Genomic DNA, 16,106 nt, shown 5'->3' on the forward strand with positions numbered 1-16,106 from the left:
TGAAGCAACTTTACGTTTCGTTACATACTTCTGTTTTTTTTCGCCTACCTACTTATCTTACGATTTTATAACAATCCAGTAAAATTTTATTCAGCTCGCCGCTTTTCTAACATTGCAGCTATTTGCTCATCAGTTGGTGCAGGTTGGTCTGTTTTCAATAAACCACGCATCCATTAAATTGCGCCAGAGCTATCAACATCGAAAATTGGCTGATTTTGTAATGACTCAATTACGGCACTTACTAACGCAAGGCGATCGCGCAAGCGCTGTTTCTTGGATGCTCAAAGGGCTTTTGTCAGTTCGCCGATCGCACCTAACCCCAACAAGCGATCGCACTTGGTCAATCTAACCTACGAGCGATTCCTAGGTCACGCTTCGCTATCGCACTTGGTCAATCTAACCTACGAGCGATCGCTTGTCTCGGCCACTACTGAAAATAGGAAATGCTAGGGCAATGGCAGATATGAAATTCGATCACTGTACTCGTCATCCAGAGAAGCAAGAGCAGCCAATACTAATTCCTCAATTGTCTCACCCAAACTCATGCTTGGATTGATTTGGAAAATTCCAGGAATGTGATGCCCCTGAGCAAGATGATCGATTAAATGGACAGGCATAGAACTTCGATTATTCGTTACAAGAATAAAATCATATCTTTCACACCAAAGCAGAATATCAGGATCTAAAGTACCTTTTGGTGGCGTATTGGGGTCGCCAATTGACCAAACTACTAAATCAGGTTCTTTGCGGCGTAGCTGTATTTGATAAATTGGGTTGAGATTTTCATCCATCAAATACTTGACTCGCATAGGATTTTCCTAATGTTAGTCGTTCGGCTCGAAGTTGACGCAATTTTTCGGATACTGGCGGCGGATTAAGTTTTTGCTCTTCTCTCATTTTGTTTCCCCACTCTAGCCAATTTGTGAGGTACTCACTGACCTGTTGTTTGTTATGAAGATAGTAGAGAACTGTGGCATAAACCTGCTCCAAGCTCAATGATGGGTAGGTTTTAGCAATTTCTTCAGGTGTTCGACTGCGATAAATATAGTCATACAAAACTGTTTCAATGCCGATTCTTGTGTCTTTTAAGCGAATGTCATTGGCAGCAAGAAAGATAAAGTAATCTTCTAGTTGCATAGTTTATGTCTCCAGAATATTAGAACTAAACCAAAAGATCATCGTCACAATCTTGCCATGATTACCTGCCTCAAAATGTGCGTTATATTTCATTAACTCACCCTACAAGATCGGCGATCGCACTATAACTTTGGCAACGCTAATTTCCCAATTTGTTGAATATCCTGCCATGATTTTTATTAGGAACAAATATAAAAATCAAATTCTACCGAAGTTAATTAATGGTAATTAAATTAATCCTCCCAAGAGAATTATCTTCTTAATCGTTGCAACAATTCCTGTATTGATAGTACAGGTATAGAAGAACTCAAAAAACCTTTAGTATCGCGTGTCAGAATAGCGTCTAATCCTTGCTCGACTGCACAAAAAATTTGAACGGCATCTTCAAAATCAGCCAAACCAGATTTGAACGCTGATTCTAAAACGGCTCGGTTAACGGGACAAATAACCATAACATTCAAAGTTTCTGAGACTGCTTGCCGTGCTTGCTCAATGCTGAGAGTATGTTTGCGAGAAATATAGAAAATATCCGTTAGTGTTGTTGCTGTCACATAGCCAACAACTTGACTAGTATCTATCGCTTGAAACAGCAGTTCTGCGTCTTGGGAAAATGGCTCTCGTTGCAACAGAAAATCTAGGACAATATTGGTATCAACTAAAACTCTCACTAAAGATACTTCTCCGCTCGCCGCTCTTCTAACATTACAGCTACTTGCTCATCTGTTGGTGCAGGTTGGTCTGTTTTCAATAATCCCCGCATCCGTTGAATTGCACCAGAGCGATCAACATCGAAAGTTGGCTGATTTTGTAATGACTCAATTATGGCACTTACTAAGGCAAGGCGATCGCTTGATGGTAGTTTGAATATCTGCTCTTTAAGTTCTTGTAACAACATAGATAGCTCCTATACTTGAATGGTTGTCTAATATATGTTGTCTATATATTATAAACGATCGCACTTTATAAATCCAACCTATGAGCGATTCCTACGGAGCGCTTCGCTATCGCACTTTATCAATCCAACCTACGAGCGATTCCTACGGAGCGCTTCGCTATCGCACTTTATAAATCCAACCTAAGAGCGATCGCACCTTATTAATCCAAGCTACAAGCGATCGCACTTTATCAATCTAACCTACAAGCGATCTTGTAGGTTGGGTTGAGGAACGTTCACGTAGTGTGCCGAAGGCATAACCCAACATTAACGATATCTAAAAGAATTGATAAATATAAATTAATTGTACAAATATTCCTACATCATAATATATTCACTCTAACAATACCTTGTCCAAATCGAAAAAAGTCTTGATTTGTAGGTTGGTTTGTGGAACGTGAACGTATCCCTGCGGGACACAGTGCGATCGCTTAACGCAACCTACTGTAGTGGTGGCTCGGTAGGCTGTGTCGGTGAGAGTGGTGCTGTATTCGCTGTTTTCCCAGGGGGTGGGGTCGATGAACCAGCCTAAGCCGTTAGCGTCGTTGTCGATGAGGATGGTTCCGCCGTTGGGGCGACCAAGAGAGTCATAGGAGGTGATAACAGCTTCGGCTAGTTGTCCGGTGGGGAGGTTTGTGACTTCAAAATTGAGGTTGATGGGTGTGGCAGTTTGCCACAGGGTTTGAGCGGTAGAGTAGATGTTAGTTAGTAAAAAGGTATTGGCATGACTGGTGAAGAATTGCTGAAGCGATATGCTGCTGGAGAGAGAAACTTTAGTGGGATTAACTTGAGTGGGGTTGATTTTAATAGCATCCCTATAAATGACACTAGTATTGATCTCAGTGGGATCGATCTCAGTGGAGCCGATCTCACTCAAGTTGTGCTTGGCTCGGTTAACTTGACCAATGCCAATTTGAGTGCGGCAATCTTGCTCAAAGCTGGGATGCACGATGTTACCCTGACTGGAGCCAATCTGACTGGAGCCGATTTGAGAGGGTTGGAAGCTCATGAATCTAATTGGCAAAGAGCCAACTTGAGCAGAGCTAATCTGGGATTTAGCAAGCTCATTCAGTTGGATTTGACTGAAGCGATCCTCAGCCATGCCGACTTGACTTGTGCCGATCTTATAATGTGCAAATTTGTCGATGCTGTAATGGCTTCCATTCAAGCGGTCTGCACTAATTTTACGCATGGCTTCTTCAACAGAGCTTATCTGAGAAAAGCCAATTTGGAGCGAGCTAGGATAGAGTACGCGGTGCTTGACTATGCCAACTTTACTGCTGCTAACTTGATTAATGCCGCTCTCATGTATTGTGACGCTACCAAAGTTAATTTCACCTATGCCTCGATGGGCGGTGTCGGAATTGAAACTGCCTTTACCAAAAGTAACTTCAGTAATGCCGACCTCTCCGATGGAAGTTTTTACCGACTGATCATCGAAGAGTGTGACTTTAGGAACGCTTTCTTTCACAGGACTCGAATAGCCCAAGTTACCTTCGAGAACTGTTTGTGGACTGAAGGAAGAAATTTCCCTGAAGGAGCTATCGAAACCGACTATTAAATTGGCAGATATCCCTCTAGTTATAGTGTTATCCCCAGCACTTGTCGGTTGTATCGCCCTGAAAGAACTCTTGAGTCGTGAGATTATATCTTGACTATAGCCTGCGTTTAGGAAATTGTATTGGAGGCTATTAACGTTAAGATTTTGCTCTAGTTCGCCAATCGTCTCTAAAGAATTCCAAGGGTTTTCTCCAGACGCATTAGTGCGATCGCTGATCTTGTAGGTTGGGTTGAGGAACGTTCACGTAGTGTGCCGAAGGCATAACCCAACATTAACGATATCTAAAAGAATTGATAAATATAAATTAATTGTACAAATATTCCTACATCATAATATATTCACTCTAACAATACCTTGTCCAAATCGAAAAAAGTCTTGATTTGTAGGTTGGTTTGTGGAACGTGAACGTATCCCTGCGGGACACAGTGCGATCGCTTAACCCAACCTACTGTAGCCGTTGATGATTCCTGCTAGGTGTCCCATTTCGTGGAGGATGGTGGTGAGCAGGTCGTATTTGCTTGCGGCTTCGCCTGTGGTGGCGCGGTAGGCTGTGTCTGTGAGGGTGGTGGTGTATTCGCTGTTGTCGTTGGGGGTGGGGTCGATGAACCAGCCGATTCCGTTGGCGTTGTCGTCGATGAGGATTGTGCCGCTGTTGGGGCGACCGAGGGTGTCGTAGGTGGTGATTTGGGCTTCGGCTAGTTGTCCGACGGGGAGGTCGGTGATTTGTAAGTTTAAGTTGAAGGGGTTGGTGGGGTCAAAGAGAGTGTTCCAGAGATTTTGTAGGTTATCTTTATACGTGTTGGTTGTTGCAGGGTTTGAGTTATGGATATTGAAGAAATGTTGGATAGGTATGAAGCGGGAGAAAGAAACTTTGCTTGGAGTGTTAATTGCAGCAGAACTGGTTTGTTCATGAGAGCGGTTGATCTGAGTGGGGCTGACCTGAGTGGGATCAACTTGGAAGGAGCCTTTTTGGAAGCTGCTAACCTGGACAATACCAATCTCAGTGGGGCTAATCTCAGGGGAGCCTATATGGAAGGAACTCAGTTGAATGAAGCCATCCTTAACGGTGCTAATTTGAGCGAGGCTAGAGGTGGTCAAGCCAACTTCAACAATACTTCCTTTGTCAACGCCAACCTGAGCAGAGCCGAAATGTACCAATGTGTTTTTGATGGCGCTAATTTCAGCTATGCTATTCTCAGGAGTGCTTTCGTGGATGACTCCTTTTTCCGTGGGGCTAACTTTAGCTATGCCGATTTGAGGGAAGTTGAAGGTTTCTACGAAATTGATAAGGCTATTTTCTGTAATACCATCATGCCTGATGGAAGTATTTGGTACGACAGTATTGGGTATTGAAAACGATACAATATTGCTGTTAGCATATATTTCATTCTTTTGGGAACCCAAAAATTCCTCTGCTAGAAGAGGAACACCATCAGGCATATCTGTAGTGCGATCGCTGATCTTGTAGGTTGGGTTGAGGAACGTTCACGTAGTGTGCCGAAGGCATAACCCAACATTAACGATATCTAAAAGAATTGATAAATATAAATTAATTGTACAAATATTCCTACATCATATATATTCACTTTAAAATAATACCTTGTCCAAATCGAAAAAAGTCTTAATTTGTAGGTTGAGGAATAAAACCCAACGCATTTATTGGGTTGCGCGATCGCTTAACCCAACATTAATCAACTATAATTAACCATAAAAATATTTCCACGTCATCAATATCCAAGGCTATTTGATTCTCAACAACCGCCTCAGAATCAATTCTAAGCCTAATAGCAAAAGTCGTCTAAAGACGACCAAAATAAACTCTCAGTGCCATGACTGCTGCGAGCATAGCGATCGCACTCAAAAAAAATAAATACAGCAAAAAAAACGGGAAATGGGCAGTACCAGACTCGAACTGATGACATCCTGCTTGTAAGGCAGGCGCTCTACCAACTGAGCTAACCGCCCGTTTTTGTCACTTATTTAATATAGCACAGGGTTTGGAAATTTTGCAAGTATTTTGAAATTTTTTTTGTCTATGAACTATACTGACTCAGTACGGGCTAAACGCCCTGCTACCGCTAACAGTACTCTATCTTAAAAGATGCCCTCTGGTCAGACGCACGATCGCATTACTATATGGTCTATGCCTTTGGTGGCGGGGGTGACGTTAGTTTCCACTCGCAGCAGTAATATGACTTTGTTAGTGGCAGGTGGATTTATGTTTGGGGGGCTGATGTTTGGTCCCGACTTAGATATTTATTCCCGTCAGTTTCAACGTTGGGGGTTTTTGCGGTGGATTTGGCTACCTTATCAAAAGAGTTTGCGCCATCGGTCTTTCTTGTCGCATGGACCGATTATTGGCACGATTTTGCGGGTGGTGTATCTGACGAGTTTTTTGGCGGTTGTCGGAATTTTGGCTTTGGTGGTGTTTGCGAAGTTGGGGAATGTGGCGTTGAATTGGGGGGATGTGTGGAAGAGTGTGGGACGATCGCTCTTTCTCTATTATGGGGAATTTTTTGCTCTGTTTGTGGGGTTTGAGTTGGGGGCTATGAGTCATTCTCTCAGTGATTGGAGCAATTCGGCTTATAAACGGTTTCAGAAGCAGGGGATGCAAGGGTTACTTCCTAATGGCAAAATGAAGAGGCGGAAGGGAGTAAAGGCGGTTAAAAAACGCAGAGGGACGCTGAGGTAAACGCAAAGGGACGCGGAGGTTTTATGGTAGATAATGGGGTTTTGGTGGCTTTGCAGGAGTTGATTGATGTGGTGGCGAAATTGCGATCGCCTGGAGGTTGTCCTTGGGATTTGGCACAAACGCCCCAAAGCCTTACTCCTTATGTGATTGAGGAGGCTTATGAAGTGGTTGATGCGATTCAAACTGGAGATAAAAGAGCGATCGCAGAAGAGTTAGGTGATTTATTATTACAGGTGTTATTACAAGCTCAAATTGCTAGTGAAGCCGGTGATTTTTCTCTCCAAGAAGTCGCTGAGGGTATTTCTCAAAAATTGATTCGTCGTCATCCTCATGTTTTTGGTGATGTGAAGGTACAAAATATTGATGAGGTACGTCAAAATTGGGAAACTATTAAAGCAGCGGAAAAGGGAGAAACACCAGAAGCACAAAAACTGAGTGATAAACTTAATCGTTATCGGCGTAGTCTTCCCCCTTTAAATGCGGCCATGAAGATATCTCAAAAGGCTGCAAAGGTTGGTTTTGAATGGAATAATGTTGATGAAGTTTGGGGGAAGTTTCACGAAGAGTTAGGAGAATTTCAACAGGCTGTAGCTGAAGAAACCAAGGAAAGACAAGAATCGGAATTAGGTGATTTGCTATTTGCAATAATTCAAGTTGCTAGATGGCATAATCTTGATCCGAGTGCAGGTTTGCAAGGTACAAGTCAGCGATTTATTCAACGGTTACAAAAAATGGAGGACGTTATTGATCGTCCTCTGACAGATTATAGTTTGGAAGAGTTAGATGCACTTTGGCAACAGGCAAAGGCTAAACTCGCTCAGGAGTGATTTTGTAATTTTATTTCGCGCAAAGTCTGAATCAGGATTTAAGGATGAATATGAAAATTCCAGATGTTACCAGGGATTACCAATAACTGTAAAAGCAGACCAATAATAAGGGTGGGAAAAAGTTTCATTTCCCAATTCTGCTAACTCTGGAGGGAGTTGTAAATCCTGACTAGATCCTTGCAACTTACCCATTTGCAAACTTACTTTCCCGGTTAGCATGGCAACTTGCGCTTGTCGGAGTGCTTCTGCTTTTAGTGGTGTCTTTTGTAAATGTTGATAAAATTCAGTCATTAAAGCCAAAGTTCCCATATCGCTAACATTCCAAAGACTTGCTAACGCTGATCTCACTCCTGACTTAACTGTTAACCCCGCAAAACCTAATTCTGCTTCTTGATCTCCCAATGCGGTTCTACAAGCACTCAAAACTAATAAATCTACTGGTGGTTGATCCAATTGCAATTTTTCAATCTCATCTATTCCTATTCTTTCATTACCCCAGAACTGAATATAAGATCGATGAGGTTTTCCTGGGTTAAATTCTGCATGAGTAGCTAAATGAATAATTCCAAAAGGCTGTTTTTTTCTCTGTTCCTGTAAATTCTTGATTGTAAACTGTTTATTGACAAATTGTTTACCTAACCACAATTCTTGAGTAATTTTCTCTAATTCTAACGGTACTGCTGGTAAAGATTCCAGTTGAGAAAATTCGGACGCACCCATAGCCAAAACTCGTGCATTTTTAATTTTATTGTAGTCAGTTTTGATCAGGTTAAAAGCAGGAATTCGAGCAATACTATACTTTTCTACTAAAAAACTCTCTCCATCATGCAATGCTGCTAGGGGTAGAGTCCGTAACCCAGCACCTAAACAGAAAATCAAGGTATCTATTTTTTCAGCTTTGAGAGTAGGTTCTAATGGTTTTACTATCCATTCATATAGTTGTTGGGCTGGTTTCAAATATGATTTGGTTCTGCGTCTACTGGGACTTGTAATTTCTACCTTTAGTTTTTTGACAAGATTAATCAAAGTTTCATTATCAGCATCTTTGATACTATAAACTTCTGGCTTTTTACCAGGGGTAATTATTACGAGTTGCAGTTGTTTATCTCGCGGCCATATCCAGATTACGGCAGGGTTTGTGGCAGTTTGTTGAGATAGATTAGAAAGGGTTTTTGCTATGTCTTCAGCCTTGAGGGAAAAATCAGCAAGATTTTGATTAAAATATTCTTCATAATCTCTTTCCCAATGTTTCTCAACTTCATTCACGGCCTCAGTAAAGTTTTTGGTTTTGAGAAATCTATCCCAGTCTTGTTCTTTAACAGCGATTGCAGGTTGATGTTGAATAATTATACTAAAGGTGATTGTACTCAAAAATACGAATATTAGTAATAGAGGAAAAGTAATCCATTTTTTTAATCTATTGTGAAACATTACTTGACTCCAAAAGTATTATTGTCCAAAGTCCAAATGATTGATCGGTGCAACACCAACTCAGCGAGAGATTTGTTTAGCAGTTAATTGACCATTATAACTAAATTTTATATCCACGTATTTAGTGAGGGGCTAATAATGGCATTAATTCCCCCATTTTTTAGAGGGAATTAAGGGGTATCTAGCATCTTAAGCAATTAGTAAGTTTACTCTATCTTTCCAGTGGTGAGTAACATATGACTTAACAACCAATTTGCTGCTGTTGCTCGGCGAGTTTGTCGAGGTCCAAATTCACCGATTTTGTAACCTTTAAAACCGAGCTTTTCTTTGAGTAGTTGTTTGTTCTCTTGGGGAATAGAACGAGTCAATTTCATGGTTGCAGGACGAGAATCAAGAAAATTTATAGGTTGTGGATATTCATCCAGCCATTCTGCGGCTGCTTTGCTAGTATCCCATTGTTTATTTGTGGAGTTGTAATGATAACCTAAGTAATACCAGACTAATTGATTAACTGTAGCATCATCAATTGTATCGTTGATGATTGCCCAAATTGTTTCTGTGTTAAGTGGTGGTAGGTTAGACATAAGCAATTAAAAATTGGTCTGTTGTCATGTGCAGAATAAATACTATCCAGTCGTCATAATAAATTATTTTCACTACCTGGATAGATTTATGAAGACAGAAATGATTTTATCTTTTTGGAAGTTGAAGGAAAGATTTATAGGATACAACCTAGAGATGAATTTGTTGAAAATCTTTACTCTATTTTCACAAGGTGTTTTGTTAGCTATGGAGTTATTTTTATGTCTTTGAACAAATTAAAAAGTTCTACGCAAACAGCGGTAACTTGATCATTAGCTATTTGATCGTCTGTAATCCATCCGCTGTAAACCCAATCCCCACAAAAGCTGTAATAGGCATCTATTTTATTTGCTTTGTCCCAAATGGAATGAAATTCTATATGATCTAATTTGTAAGGGGCGATCAAGCTAAAAGTGCCGTCTTCAGATGATTGTTGCCAAAAACATATATTTATCACTCCATTAATTGATTCTTGTACTTCAGGTATGAAGATTTTAAATCCTTCAAACATTCTTCCATACCATATTTCTGCTTCAGTATTATTCTCTGGAAAATGCTTTCTGACAATTTCTGACGTTTTGATCAAATATTGCCGAATTTCTAAATTGTTGAGTAATACTTGTTCACAATGAGATAAATTTTGGTGCATGATATTTGTCCTTTTATAAGTTTTACCTAGATGATTTTGTTATTTTTAGGTTAAAGACTTAATGAACTGTTATGGCTTTGGTACTTCCATAGAAATAATTGTAACGGTTCACACCTGCCCGATATAGAGCTATTATTTTATTTATGAATGGGTTTTAAGATGAAAGCCTGATTGGATATGGATTTAAGCCTCAGTATATTTTTAAGATTCTGACTGGATTTCGCATAGTACCTGTGTTCATAAACTAGGTAAACTGAAAATAATCAATACTTGAATCAATACCTTGTCCAAATCGAAAAAAGTCTTGGTTTGTAGGTTGGTTTGAGGTATGAAACCCAACAAATGCGTTGGGTTGCGCTTTCGCTTAACCCAACCTAAAAAAAATGGACAAGGTATTGTTGAATCAAACAAGCTTTTTTCCTTCTGTATTTTCTTACTAGTTTATGCACAATTCGACACCACTACCAAAACTAATTCGCGCCCATGTCTTGATTACTGGTCGAGTTCAAGGGGTGGGCTATCGCTATGCCACTGTAGATACAGCAAGCCAGTTGGGGTTAACGGGTTGGGTGAGGAATCTTCCTGATCATCGGGTGGAAGCTGTGTTTGAGGGGGTCGGGGAGGTTGTAGAAGAGATGGTGCGCTGGTGTCACATTGGGCCACCAGCTGCGGTGGTGAAGAAAGTTGTGGTTGAGTATGAACAACCGGAAGGGTTGCGGAGATTTGAAGTTCTGTAGTTGTACTGGGGCGAATACAGTACAATTAGGAACAATGACTGAAGTTGTGTCTAATTACTGGATTTGCTATTTGAACTTGGTGTCCGAAAGATTTCTGCAAAAAATTGCCGCATGGCTTGCCAAGAACGCTGCTCGGCAATGGGGTTATAAACTGAGCCTTTGAGTTGATCTTTAGCTGCTGGGTTGGTGAAGGAATGAACTGCTCCACCGTAAGAAATTAATTGCCAGTCTATATTAGCCAGCCGCATTTCTCTTACAAAGCCGTTTACTTGCTGTTCTGGTACTAGGGGATCATCTGCTCCATGTAGTACTAATACCTTGGATTTGATGTTTTTGGCATCTTCGGGGTTAGGGGTGTCGAGGTTGCCGTGAAAACTAACTACACCTTTGATATTTGCACCACTGCGGGCTAATTCTAGGACTGTACCACCACCGAAGCAGTAACCGATCGCAGCAATTCGTTTGGGGTCAGTGAATTGATTTTTTTGTAAAACTTGTAAACCGGCATTTGCGCGATCGCGTAATAATTGTCTATCATCACGATAAATTTTCGCTTGCGCTCCTGACTCTTCGGCATTTTTTGGTCTTATACCCTTACCATAGATATCAGCCGCAAAAGCAACATAGCCCATTTTGGCTAATTGCTCAGTCTTTTGTTTTGCAAAGGATTGTAAGCCTGTCCAGTCGTGAACTACTAAAACGCCAGGACGTTGGCTTTTAATTGCGTCATCATAAGCTAAATAGCCTTCTAAAATTGTATTTCCTTGCTTGTACTCAATGGTTTTGGTTCTAATTGCTGCTAAAACATCCCCAGCAGTCAACAACATCACCACAGGTGTAAAAAAAATAGAAAGGAGAATTTTCATGCAGCTGTAAATACTAAAACACTCATCATGCTTAATTATCCCCACAAAATCCACAAAAAGGACAGCCACATCATACTAATTATTGCGAAAATTTGGCTTCTGCTTTGCGGTAGATTTTCATAAATTCAGAAGAGTGCCATTCTCACAAGCCTAAATTGTGTAGTGAAGGTACATTATTAGTTATATAAATAAAAATCATTGTTTCCCCTATTTATTGGCTACTAACCTAAAACCATGAGTGCAACTGCTACTATTTCTCAAAGTCCCCTTGTTCAAGGCTGTGGTTTACCTCCGTTTGCAGATATTACACCGGAGCAAGTAGAACCAGCCTTCAGGCATCTGTTAGCAGACCTGAAGCAGCAGCTAGATATTTTAGAAGCTAATGTAGAACCTACCTGGAGCGGTTTGGTAGAACCTCTAGAGCGGTTGACAGAAAGGCTACACTGGAGTTGGGGGATACTGAACCATTTAATGGCTGTCCAAAATAGCCCAGAGTTACGCATAGCCTATGAAAAGGTTCAGCCGCAAGTAGTGCAGTTTATGAACACTCTTGGTCAAAGTAAGCCTATCTATAATGCTTTTAAAGCCCTCCGCGCTAGTCGCACCTGGGTAACATTAGAATCAGCCCAGCAGCGCATTGTTGAAGCCGCGATTCGGGATGCAAAGTTATCTGGTGTGGGACTAGAAGGAAAAGCCAGAGAACGTTTCAACGCTATTCAGATGCAGTTAGCAGAACTGGCTACTAAGTTTTCTAACCATCTTTTGGATGCGACTACAGCTTTTAGTTTAAGCTTAACAACCAAGGCAGAAATAGAGGGTTTACCAAGTAGTTTACTCAGTCTCGCTGCTCAAGCTGCTCGTGCGGCAGGAGAAGAAAGCGCCACTCCAGAAAATGGCCCTTGGCACATCACTTTGGATTTTCCCAGCTATTTCCCTTTTATGCAACACAGCACCCGTCGGGATTTGCGGGAAAAGCTCTACAAGGCATATATTACCCGTGCTACCGTTGGGGAATTGGATAACAACCCTTTAATTGATATTATTTTAGAGTTGCGGCAAGAACTGGCTCAGTTAATTGGCTTTCAGAATTTTGCCGAACTGAGTATAGCTAGTAAGATGGCGAAGAATGTCCAAGCGGTAGAAAAGCTGTTAGAAGAACTACGTCAAGCGAGTTATGATGCTGCTGTCAAAGATTTAGAAGCACTAAAAGCTTTTGCTAAAGCTAAGGGGGCAGCAGAAGCCGAAGATTTGCAACATTGGGACATCAGCTTTTGGGCAGAACGTCAACAGGAAGAAAAATTTGCCTTTACAGCGGAAGAATTGCATCCCTATTTCCCCCTGCCACAGGTGCTAGATGGGTTATTTGGGCTAGTGAAACGGTTGTTTGGTGTAACGGTGACTCCTGCTGATGGTCAAGCCCCTGTGTGGCATGAGGATGTACGTTATTTCCAAATATCTGATAAACATGGTAATGCGATCGCTTACTTTTATCTAGACCCCTACAGCCGTCCTGCTGAAAAACGCGGTGGTGCTTGGATGGATGTTTGTATTCATCGTCGCAAAATCAAAGAAAATGGTATCACTAGCATCCGTTTACCTGTAGCTTATTTAATTTGCAACCAAACTCCCCCAGTTGATGGCAAGCCCAGTTTAATGACTTTTGATGAGGTCGAAACATTATTCCACGAGTTTGGACATGGTTTGCATCATATGCTCACCAAGGTTGATTATACCGGAGCAGCAGGTATTAATAATGTAGAATGGGATGCAGTGGAATTACCCAGTCAATTTATGGAAAACTGGTGTTATGACCGCCCCACGTTGTTTGGTATGGCTAAACACTACGAAACCGGTGAACCACTACCAGAGCATTATTACCAAAAGCTTTTAGCAGCACGTAATTACATGAGTGGTTCGGCAATGTTGCGGCAAATTCACCTCAGCAGCGTTGATTTAGAACTACACTACCGTTATCGTCCAGGAGGTAAAGAAACTCCTGTAGATGTACGTCATCGCATTGCTAAAACCACTACTGTTTTACCACCATTACCTGAAGATGGGTTTTTATGTGCATTCGGTCACATTTTTGAAGGTGGTTATGCAGCCGGTTACTACAGTTACAAGTGGGCGGAAGTTCTCAGTGCAGATGCTTTCGCGGCTTTTGAAGAAGCTGGGTTGGAAGATGAAGAAGCAATACACGATACTGGGAGACGTTACCGGGATACAGTCTTAGCACTAGGTGGTAGTAAGCACCCAATGGAAGTTTTTCAAGCTTTCCGGGGTAGGGAACCCAGTACCACTGCCCTGCTCAAGCATAATGGTTTATTGGCTGCTGTTTAAATTTGGCATTTCGTAGGTTGGGGAGCCATCGTCATGGATGGGTTTCCCAACTTGTAGTCAATGGCGTTTGACGGCAGGAAACTTAACAGCAAACCCTATTTTTGCAAAAGGTAAAAATATCTTTTTCGGGGAACTATAGTGATTTAAAAAAGGCATCAGAGTGGTATAAAAATTATCTGCCAACGGGGATTTGAATCACAAATTTGCTGCCCTGTCCTAGTATGGAATCACACCACATCTGGCCATGATGTTTTTCCGTAACTATTTTGTAGCTGATGGATAAACCCAAGCCTGTGCCTTTACCAACGGGTTTAGTTGTGAAAAAAGGATTAAAAATGCGCGATCGCACTATTTCAGGTATTCCTACACCATTGTCTGCGATCGCAATCTGCACTTGATTATCAGTCATCATTTGAGTTGAAATCCAAATTGTACCAGGCTGGATTTGTTGGTCATCTTTAATCTTTTCTTGAGCAGATTCCTCCAGCGCGTCAATAGCATTCACGAGTAAGTTCATAAATGCCTGATTGAGTTGACCAGGATAACATTCAACCAAAGGTAATTTATTGTAGTCTTTAACCACTTCAATCGCCGGATATTCTGGTCTTGTCTTCAGGCGATGTTGCAAAATTAGCAGTGTATTGTCAATACCTTCATGAAGATCGGCCGCTTTAAATTCGGATTCATCAAGGCGAGAGAAATTGCGGAGAGATAAAACAATTTGCCGAATTCGCTTAGTGCCAATTTTCATAGATTGCAGCACTTTGATCAGGTCTTCATTCAGAAAGTCAAATTCCACATCATCCAAGATTGCTTGGAGCGTTTGGGGTGGATTAGGGTAGTGATGTTGATATGTCTGAAGCAATTTTAATAGATCTTGAATGTAGCTATCAACATGGGTAATATTGCCATGAATGAAATTGATAGGGTTGTTGATTTCGTGGGCAACACCAGCGACCAGTTGACCCAGACTCGACATCTTTTCACTTTGAACCATTTGCAGTTGAGTGTTGTGAAGCTGGGTTAAGGCTTGCTGAAGTTCTATTGAACGTTGCTCTTTTTCAGTCAGCAGTATTCTTACCCGTTCAATCAGATCGTTCAATGCAGTCGCGAGGATGCCTATTTCATCATTGGCTATCACGGGGGCTTGCAGATCAAAATTAGACTCTTGGGTGACTTGCTGCGCCACCTTTGTCACGTATTTAAGTGGTTTTGCAATGCTGCTCGAAATTTGCAACCCCAGGATCAACGCTAAAATCACACAACCTAAACTAGTGAAAACAATCACAATCATTGTCGGTCTGGCTTGAGCTATCGCCTTGTTATACAGCAATGACCACTCTAAAATAACTGCACCATTGACCTGATTTTGTGGATTCTTTAGCGGAGTAACAATGAGTTTAATTCCTTGGGGATACTCAGCACTCTTTTCCAAAAAAGTTCTGATCTTACCATCTTGCATCGTTTGCTCGACTTCATTGCCTTGGTCATGCTCAAAAATAGTGCCAACATTTTCAACAGCGGCATCCGCCAAAATTAGCTTCTGTCTATTGACTACTTCAATATCTCGTTTTTGCAAATCATGTAACACCATAACGTAGTGTTGTAGTTCTTCTGCACGTTCAATAGAAATAGGTTTGTTATCATAATCAGCATCGTGAGCTATCGAAGTAGCAACGACTTGAACAACGTGTTCAGCTTCTGAGATTGCCAAAGTTTCAGCAATTTTCTGGCTTTGGGCGATGCCAACTGCACCAACAATACCTGTTAACAAGGAAATACCAACAAAGCTTCTAAGTAATTTGTGAGAAATTTTCATCGCAATAGTCAAGTTACCTGTTATACCTAAGAAAAATAGAACTCGTGGCAGTTATAAACTTTTGTAAAGTTAATGCTCAAAACCATTAGTATTTTGTGATACTGTGCTTTACCATCATGAATTTAATTGGTAAATTGGGTTTTAAATTTACAAATATCATATATAAGACTTGTGCAAAATTTGTGGAAATAAATTAGGTCAGTTCGGATGTTAATTTCTTCTTAAAATATATAAATAAATCGTAAGGATTCAGTATACAGAATCTTTGATATAACAGGGAACAGAAGAGAAAAATATTCTTCTTTCTTTCTTCTTCTTCCTCCTGACTCCTGACTCCTGACTCCTGACTCCTGAATTCTACAAAGCCTATATGTAGAAGCAGGGTAAATACAATCTGTTAAAACAATTCATAATAGTGCTTCTAGTCCTGCTATAGATACATAATTCGTAATATCTTTACGAACTATGTAAATTTTTCCTTAACGGGTGACAAGGTGGTTAAACAGCTTGTTTCATAAGGGATAGAGCCTG

At 40.9% G+C, this 16,106-nt stretch carries 17 protein-coding genes, 1 tRNA gene and 1 pseudogene; 9 read left to right on the forward strand and 10 right to left on the reverse strand.

Annotation, left to right across the window (positions count from 1 at the left end):
- The first annotated feature begins 220 nt into the window (after positions 1 to 220).
- Positions 221 to 349, forward strand: coding sequence for a hypothetical protein (locus VB713_RS26925; RefSeq protein ID WP_323314555.1), 129 nt, complete (start codon positions 221 to 223; stop codon positions 347 to 349).
- A 97-nt stretch (positions 350 to 446) separates the two neighbouring features.
- Here the strand turns inward: VB713_RS26925 and VB713_RS26930 are convergent, their stop codons facing one another.
- The 4 genes from VB713_RS26930 to VB713_RS26945 form a co-directional block, all read right to left on the reverse strand.
- Complete coding sequence (locus VB713_RS26930; protein ID WP_323314556.1) at positions 447 to 809, reverse strand: DUF5615 family PIN-like protein; 363 nt, start codon at positions 807 to 809, stop codon at positions 447 to 449.
- Complete coding sequence (locus VB713_RS26935) at positions 784 to 1,137, reverse strand: DUF433 domain-containing protein (protein WP_323314557.1); 354 nt, start codon at positions 1,135 to 1,137, stop codon at positions 784 to 786. The genes VB713_RS26930 and VB713_RS26935 overlap by 26 nt, the downstream gene beginning before the upstream one ends.
- Before the next feature lie 251 nt (positions 1,138 to 1,388).
- Complete coding sequence (locus VB713_RS26940) at positions 1,389 to 1,805, reverse strand: PIN domain-containing protein (protein WP_323314558.1); 417 nt, start codon at positions 1,803 to 1,805, stop codon at positions 1,389 to 1,391.
- The gene (locus tag VB713_RS26945; RefSeq protein WP_323314559.1) at positions 1,805 to 2,032 is read right to left on the reverse strand and encodes a hypothetical protein; all 228 of its coding nucleotides are present in this window, start codon (positions 2,030 to 2,032) and stop codon (positions 1,805 to 1,807) included. Before VB713_RS26945 ends, VB713_RS26940 begins: the two co-directional genes overlap by 1 nt.
- 436 nt (positions 2,033 to 2,468) lie before the next feature.
- On the opposite strand from VB713_RS26945, the gene VB713_RS28360 reads away from it, so the two are divergent.
- The 4 genes and pseudogenes from VB713_RS28360 (at position 2,469) to VB713_RS28370 (ending at position 4,985) form a co-directional block, all read left to right on the forward strand.
- A complete protein-coding gene (locus VB713_RS28360) occupies positions 2,469 to 2,603 on the forward strand; it encodes a hypothetical protein (protein ID WP_416242486.1) in 135 nt (44 codons plus the stop codon).
- A 192-nt stretch (positions 2,604 to 2,795) separates the two neighbouring features.
- Positions 2,796 to 3,020, forward strand: a pseudogene (locus tag VB713_RS28365) (pentapeptide repeat-containing protein); the annotation flags it as partial.
- 48 nt (positions 3,021 to 3,068) lie between these two features.
- Positions 3,069 to 3,632: a pentapeptide repeat-containing protein gene (locus VB713_RS26955; RefSeq protein WP_416242487.1), complete on the forward strand. Its 564-nt coding sequence runs from the start codon at positions 3,069 to 3,071 to the stop codon at positions 3,630 to 3,632.
- Positions 3,633 to 4,541: 909 nt separating this feature from the next.
- Positions 4,542 to 4,985 carry a pentapeptide repeat-containing protein gene (locus VB713_RS28370; RefSeq protein ID WP_416242488.1) on the forward strand — a complete coding sequence of 148 codons (444 nt, stop codon included), beginning with the start codon at positions 4,542 to 4,544 and terminating at the stop codon, positions 4,983 to 4,985.
- Between the two features lie 539 nt (positions 4,986 to 5,524).
- Here the strand turns inward: VB713_RS28370 and VB713_RS26965 are convergent.
- A tRNA-Val gene (locus VB713_RS26965) sits at positions 5,525 to 5,597 on the reverse strand.
- 136 nt (positions 5,598 to 5,733) lie between these two features.
- On the opposite strand from VB713_RS26965, the gene VB713_RS26970 reads away from it, so the two are divergent.
- Both VB713_RS26970 and mazG read left to right on the forward strand, forming a co-directional pair.
- Positions 5,734 to 6,324: a metal-binding protein gene (locus VB713_RS26970; RefSeq protein ID WP_323314562.1), complete on the forward strand. Its 591-nt coding sequence runs from the start codon at positions 5,734 to 5,736 to the stop codon at positions 6,322 to 6,324.
- Positions 6,325 to 6,347: 23 nt separating this feature from the next.
- Positions 6,348 to 7,151, forward strand: a complete 804-nt coding sequence (gene mazG / locus VB713_RS26975; RefSeq protein WP_323314563.1) for a nucleoside triphosphate pyrophosphohydrolase — start codon at positions 6,348 to 6,350, stop codon at positions 7,149 to 7,151.
- 66 nt (positions 7,152 to 7,217) lie between these two features.
- Here the strand turns inward: mazG and VB713_RS26980 are convergent, their stop codons facing one another.
- From VB713_RS26980 to VB713_RS26990, 3 genes are all read right to left on the reverse strand, one after another.
- On the reverse strand, positions 7,218 to 8,522 hold the full coding sequence (locus tag VB713_RS26980; RefSeq protein WP_323314564.1) for a CHAT domain-containing protein: 1,305 nt from the start codon (positions 8,520 to 8,522) through the stop codon (positions 7,218 to 7,220).
- 266 nt (positions 8,523 to 8,788) lie between these two features.
- Positions 8,789 to 9,166, reverse strand: coding sequence for a DUF1823 family protein (locus VB713_RS26985; RefSeq protein WP_323314565.1), 378 nt, complete (start codon positions 9,164 to 9,166; stop codon positions 8,789 to 8,791).
- 203 nt (positions 9,167 to 9,369) lie between these two features.
- Positions 9,370 to 9,813 (reverse strand): hypothetical protein, encoded by a 444-nt coding sequence (locus VB713_RS26990; protein ID WP_323314566.1) that lies wholly within the window; start codon positions 9,811 to 9,813, stop codon positions 9,370 to 9,372.
- Positions 9,814 to 10,256: 443 nt separating this feature from the next.
- On the opposite strand from VB713_RS26990, the gene VB713_RS26995 reads away from it, so the two are divergent.
- Positions 10,257 to 10,550: an acylphosphatase gene (locus tag VB713_RS26995; RefSeq protein WP_323314567.1), complete on the forward strand. Its 294-nt coding sequence runs from the start codon at positions 10,257 to 10,259 to the stop codon at positions 10,548 to 10,550.
- Positions 10,551 to 10,600: 50 nt separating this feature from the next.
- Here VB713_RS26995 and VB713_RS27000 read toward each other — a convergent pair whose 3' ends face one another.
- Positions 10,601 to 11,416: a dienelactone hydrolase family protein gene (locus VB713_RS27000; RefSeq protein ID WP_323314568.1), complete on the reverse strand. Its 816-nt coding sequence runs from the start codon at positions 11,414 to 11,416 to the stop codon at positions 10,601 to 10,603.
- 234 nt (positions 11,417 to 11,650) lie between these two features.
- Here VB713_RS27000 and VB713_RS27005 point away from each other — a divergent pair, with 234 nt between their 5' ends.
- Positions 11,651 to 13,756 carry a M3 family metallopeptidase gene (locus VB713_RS27005; protein WP_323314569.1) on the forward strand — a complete coding sequence of 702 codons (2,106 nt, stop codon included), beginning with the start codon at positions 11,651 to 11,653 and terminating at the stop codon, positions 13,754 to 13,756.
- A gap of 172 nt (positions 13,757 to 13,928) precedes the next feature.
- On the opposite strand, the gene VB713_RS27010 is transcribed toward VB713_RS27005, so the two are convergent.
- Complete coding sequence (locus VB713_RS27010; RefSeq protein WP_323314570.1) at positions 13,929 to 15,575, reverse strand: ATP-binding protein; 1,647 nt, start codon at positions 15,573 to 15,575, stop codon at positions 13,929 to 13,931.
- Between the last annotated feature and the right edge of the window lie 531 nt (positions 15,576 to 16,106).

This window comes from Anabaena cylindrica UHCC 0172, from assembly GCF_034931625.1.
In the GTDB taxonomy this organism is placed as follows: Bacteria; Cyanobacteriota; Cyanobacteriia; order Cyanobacteriales; family Nostocaceae; genus Anabaena; species Anabaena cylindrica_A.

Coding starts and splice junctions, on each gene's coding strand:
- VB713_RS26925 (WP_323314555.1), top strand. CDS start 221: ATGACTCAATTACGGCACTTACTAACGCAAGGCGATCGCGCAAGCGCT.
- VB713_RS26930 (WP_323314556.1), bottom strand. CDS start 809: ATGCGAGTCAAGTATTTGATGGATGAAAATCTCAACCCAATTTATCAA.
- VB713_RS26935 (WP_323314557.1), bottom strand. CDS start 1,137: ATGCAACTAGAAGATTACTTTATCTTTCTTGCTGCCAATGACATTCGC.
- VB713_RS26945 (WP_323314559.1), bottom strand. CDS start 2,032: ATGTTGTTACAAGAACTTAAAGAGCAGATATTCAAACTACCATCAAGC.
- VB713_RS28370 (WP_416242488.1), top strand. CDS start 4,542: ATGAGAGCGGTTGATCTGAGTGGGGCTGACCTGAGTGGGATCAACTTG.
- VB713_RS26970 (WP_323314562.1), top strand. CDS start 5,734: ATGCCCTCTGGTCAGACGCACGATCGCATTACTATATGGTCTATGCCT.
- mazG (WP_323314563.1), top strand. CDS start 6,348: ATGGTAGATAATGGGGTTTTGGTGGCTTTGCAGGAGTTGATTGATGTG.
- VB713_RS26985 (WP_323314565.1), bottom strand. CDS start 9,166: ATGTCTAACCTACCACCACTTAACACAGAAACAATTTGGGCAATCATC.
- VB713_RS26990 (WP_323314566.1), bottom strand. CDS start 9,813: ATGCACCAAAATTTATCTCATTGTGAACAAGTATTACTCAACAATTTA.
- VB713_RS26995 (WP_323314567.1), top strand. CDS start 10,257: ATGCACAATTCGACACCACTACCAAAACTAATTCGCGCCCATGTCTTG.
- VB713_RS27000 (WP_323314568.1), bottom strand. CDS start 11,416: ATGAAAATTCTCCTTTCTATTTTTTTTACACCTGTGGTGATGTTGTTG.
- VB713_RS27005 (WP_323314569.1), top strand. CDS start 11,651: ATGAGTGCAACTGCTACTATTTCTCAAAGTCCCCTTGTTCAAGGCTGT.
- VB713_RS27010 (WP_323314570.1), bottom strand. CDS start 15,575: ATGAAAATTTCTCACAAATTACTTAGAAGCTTTGTTGGTATTTCCTTG.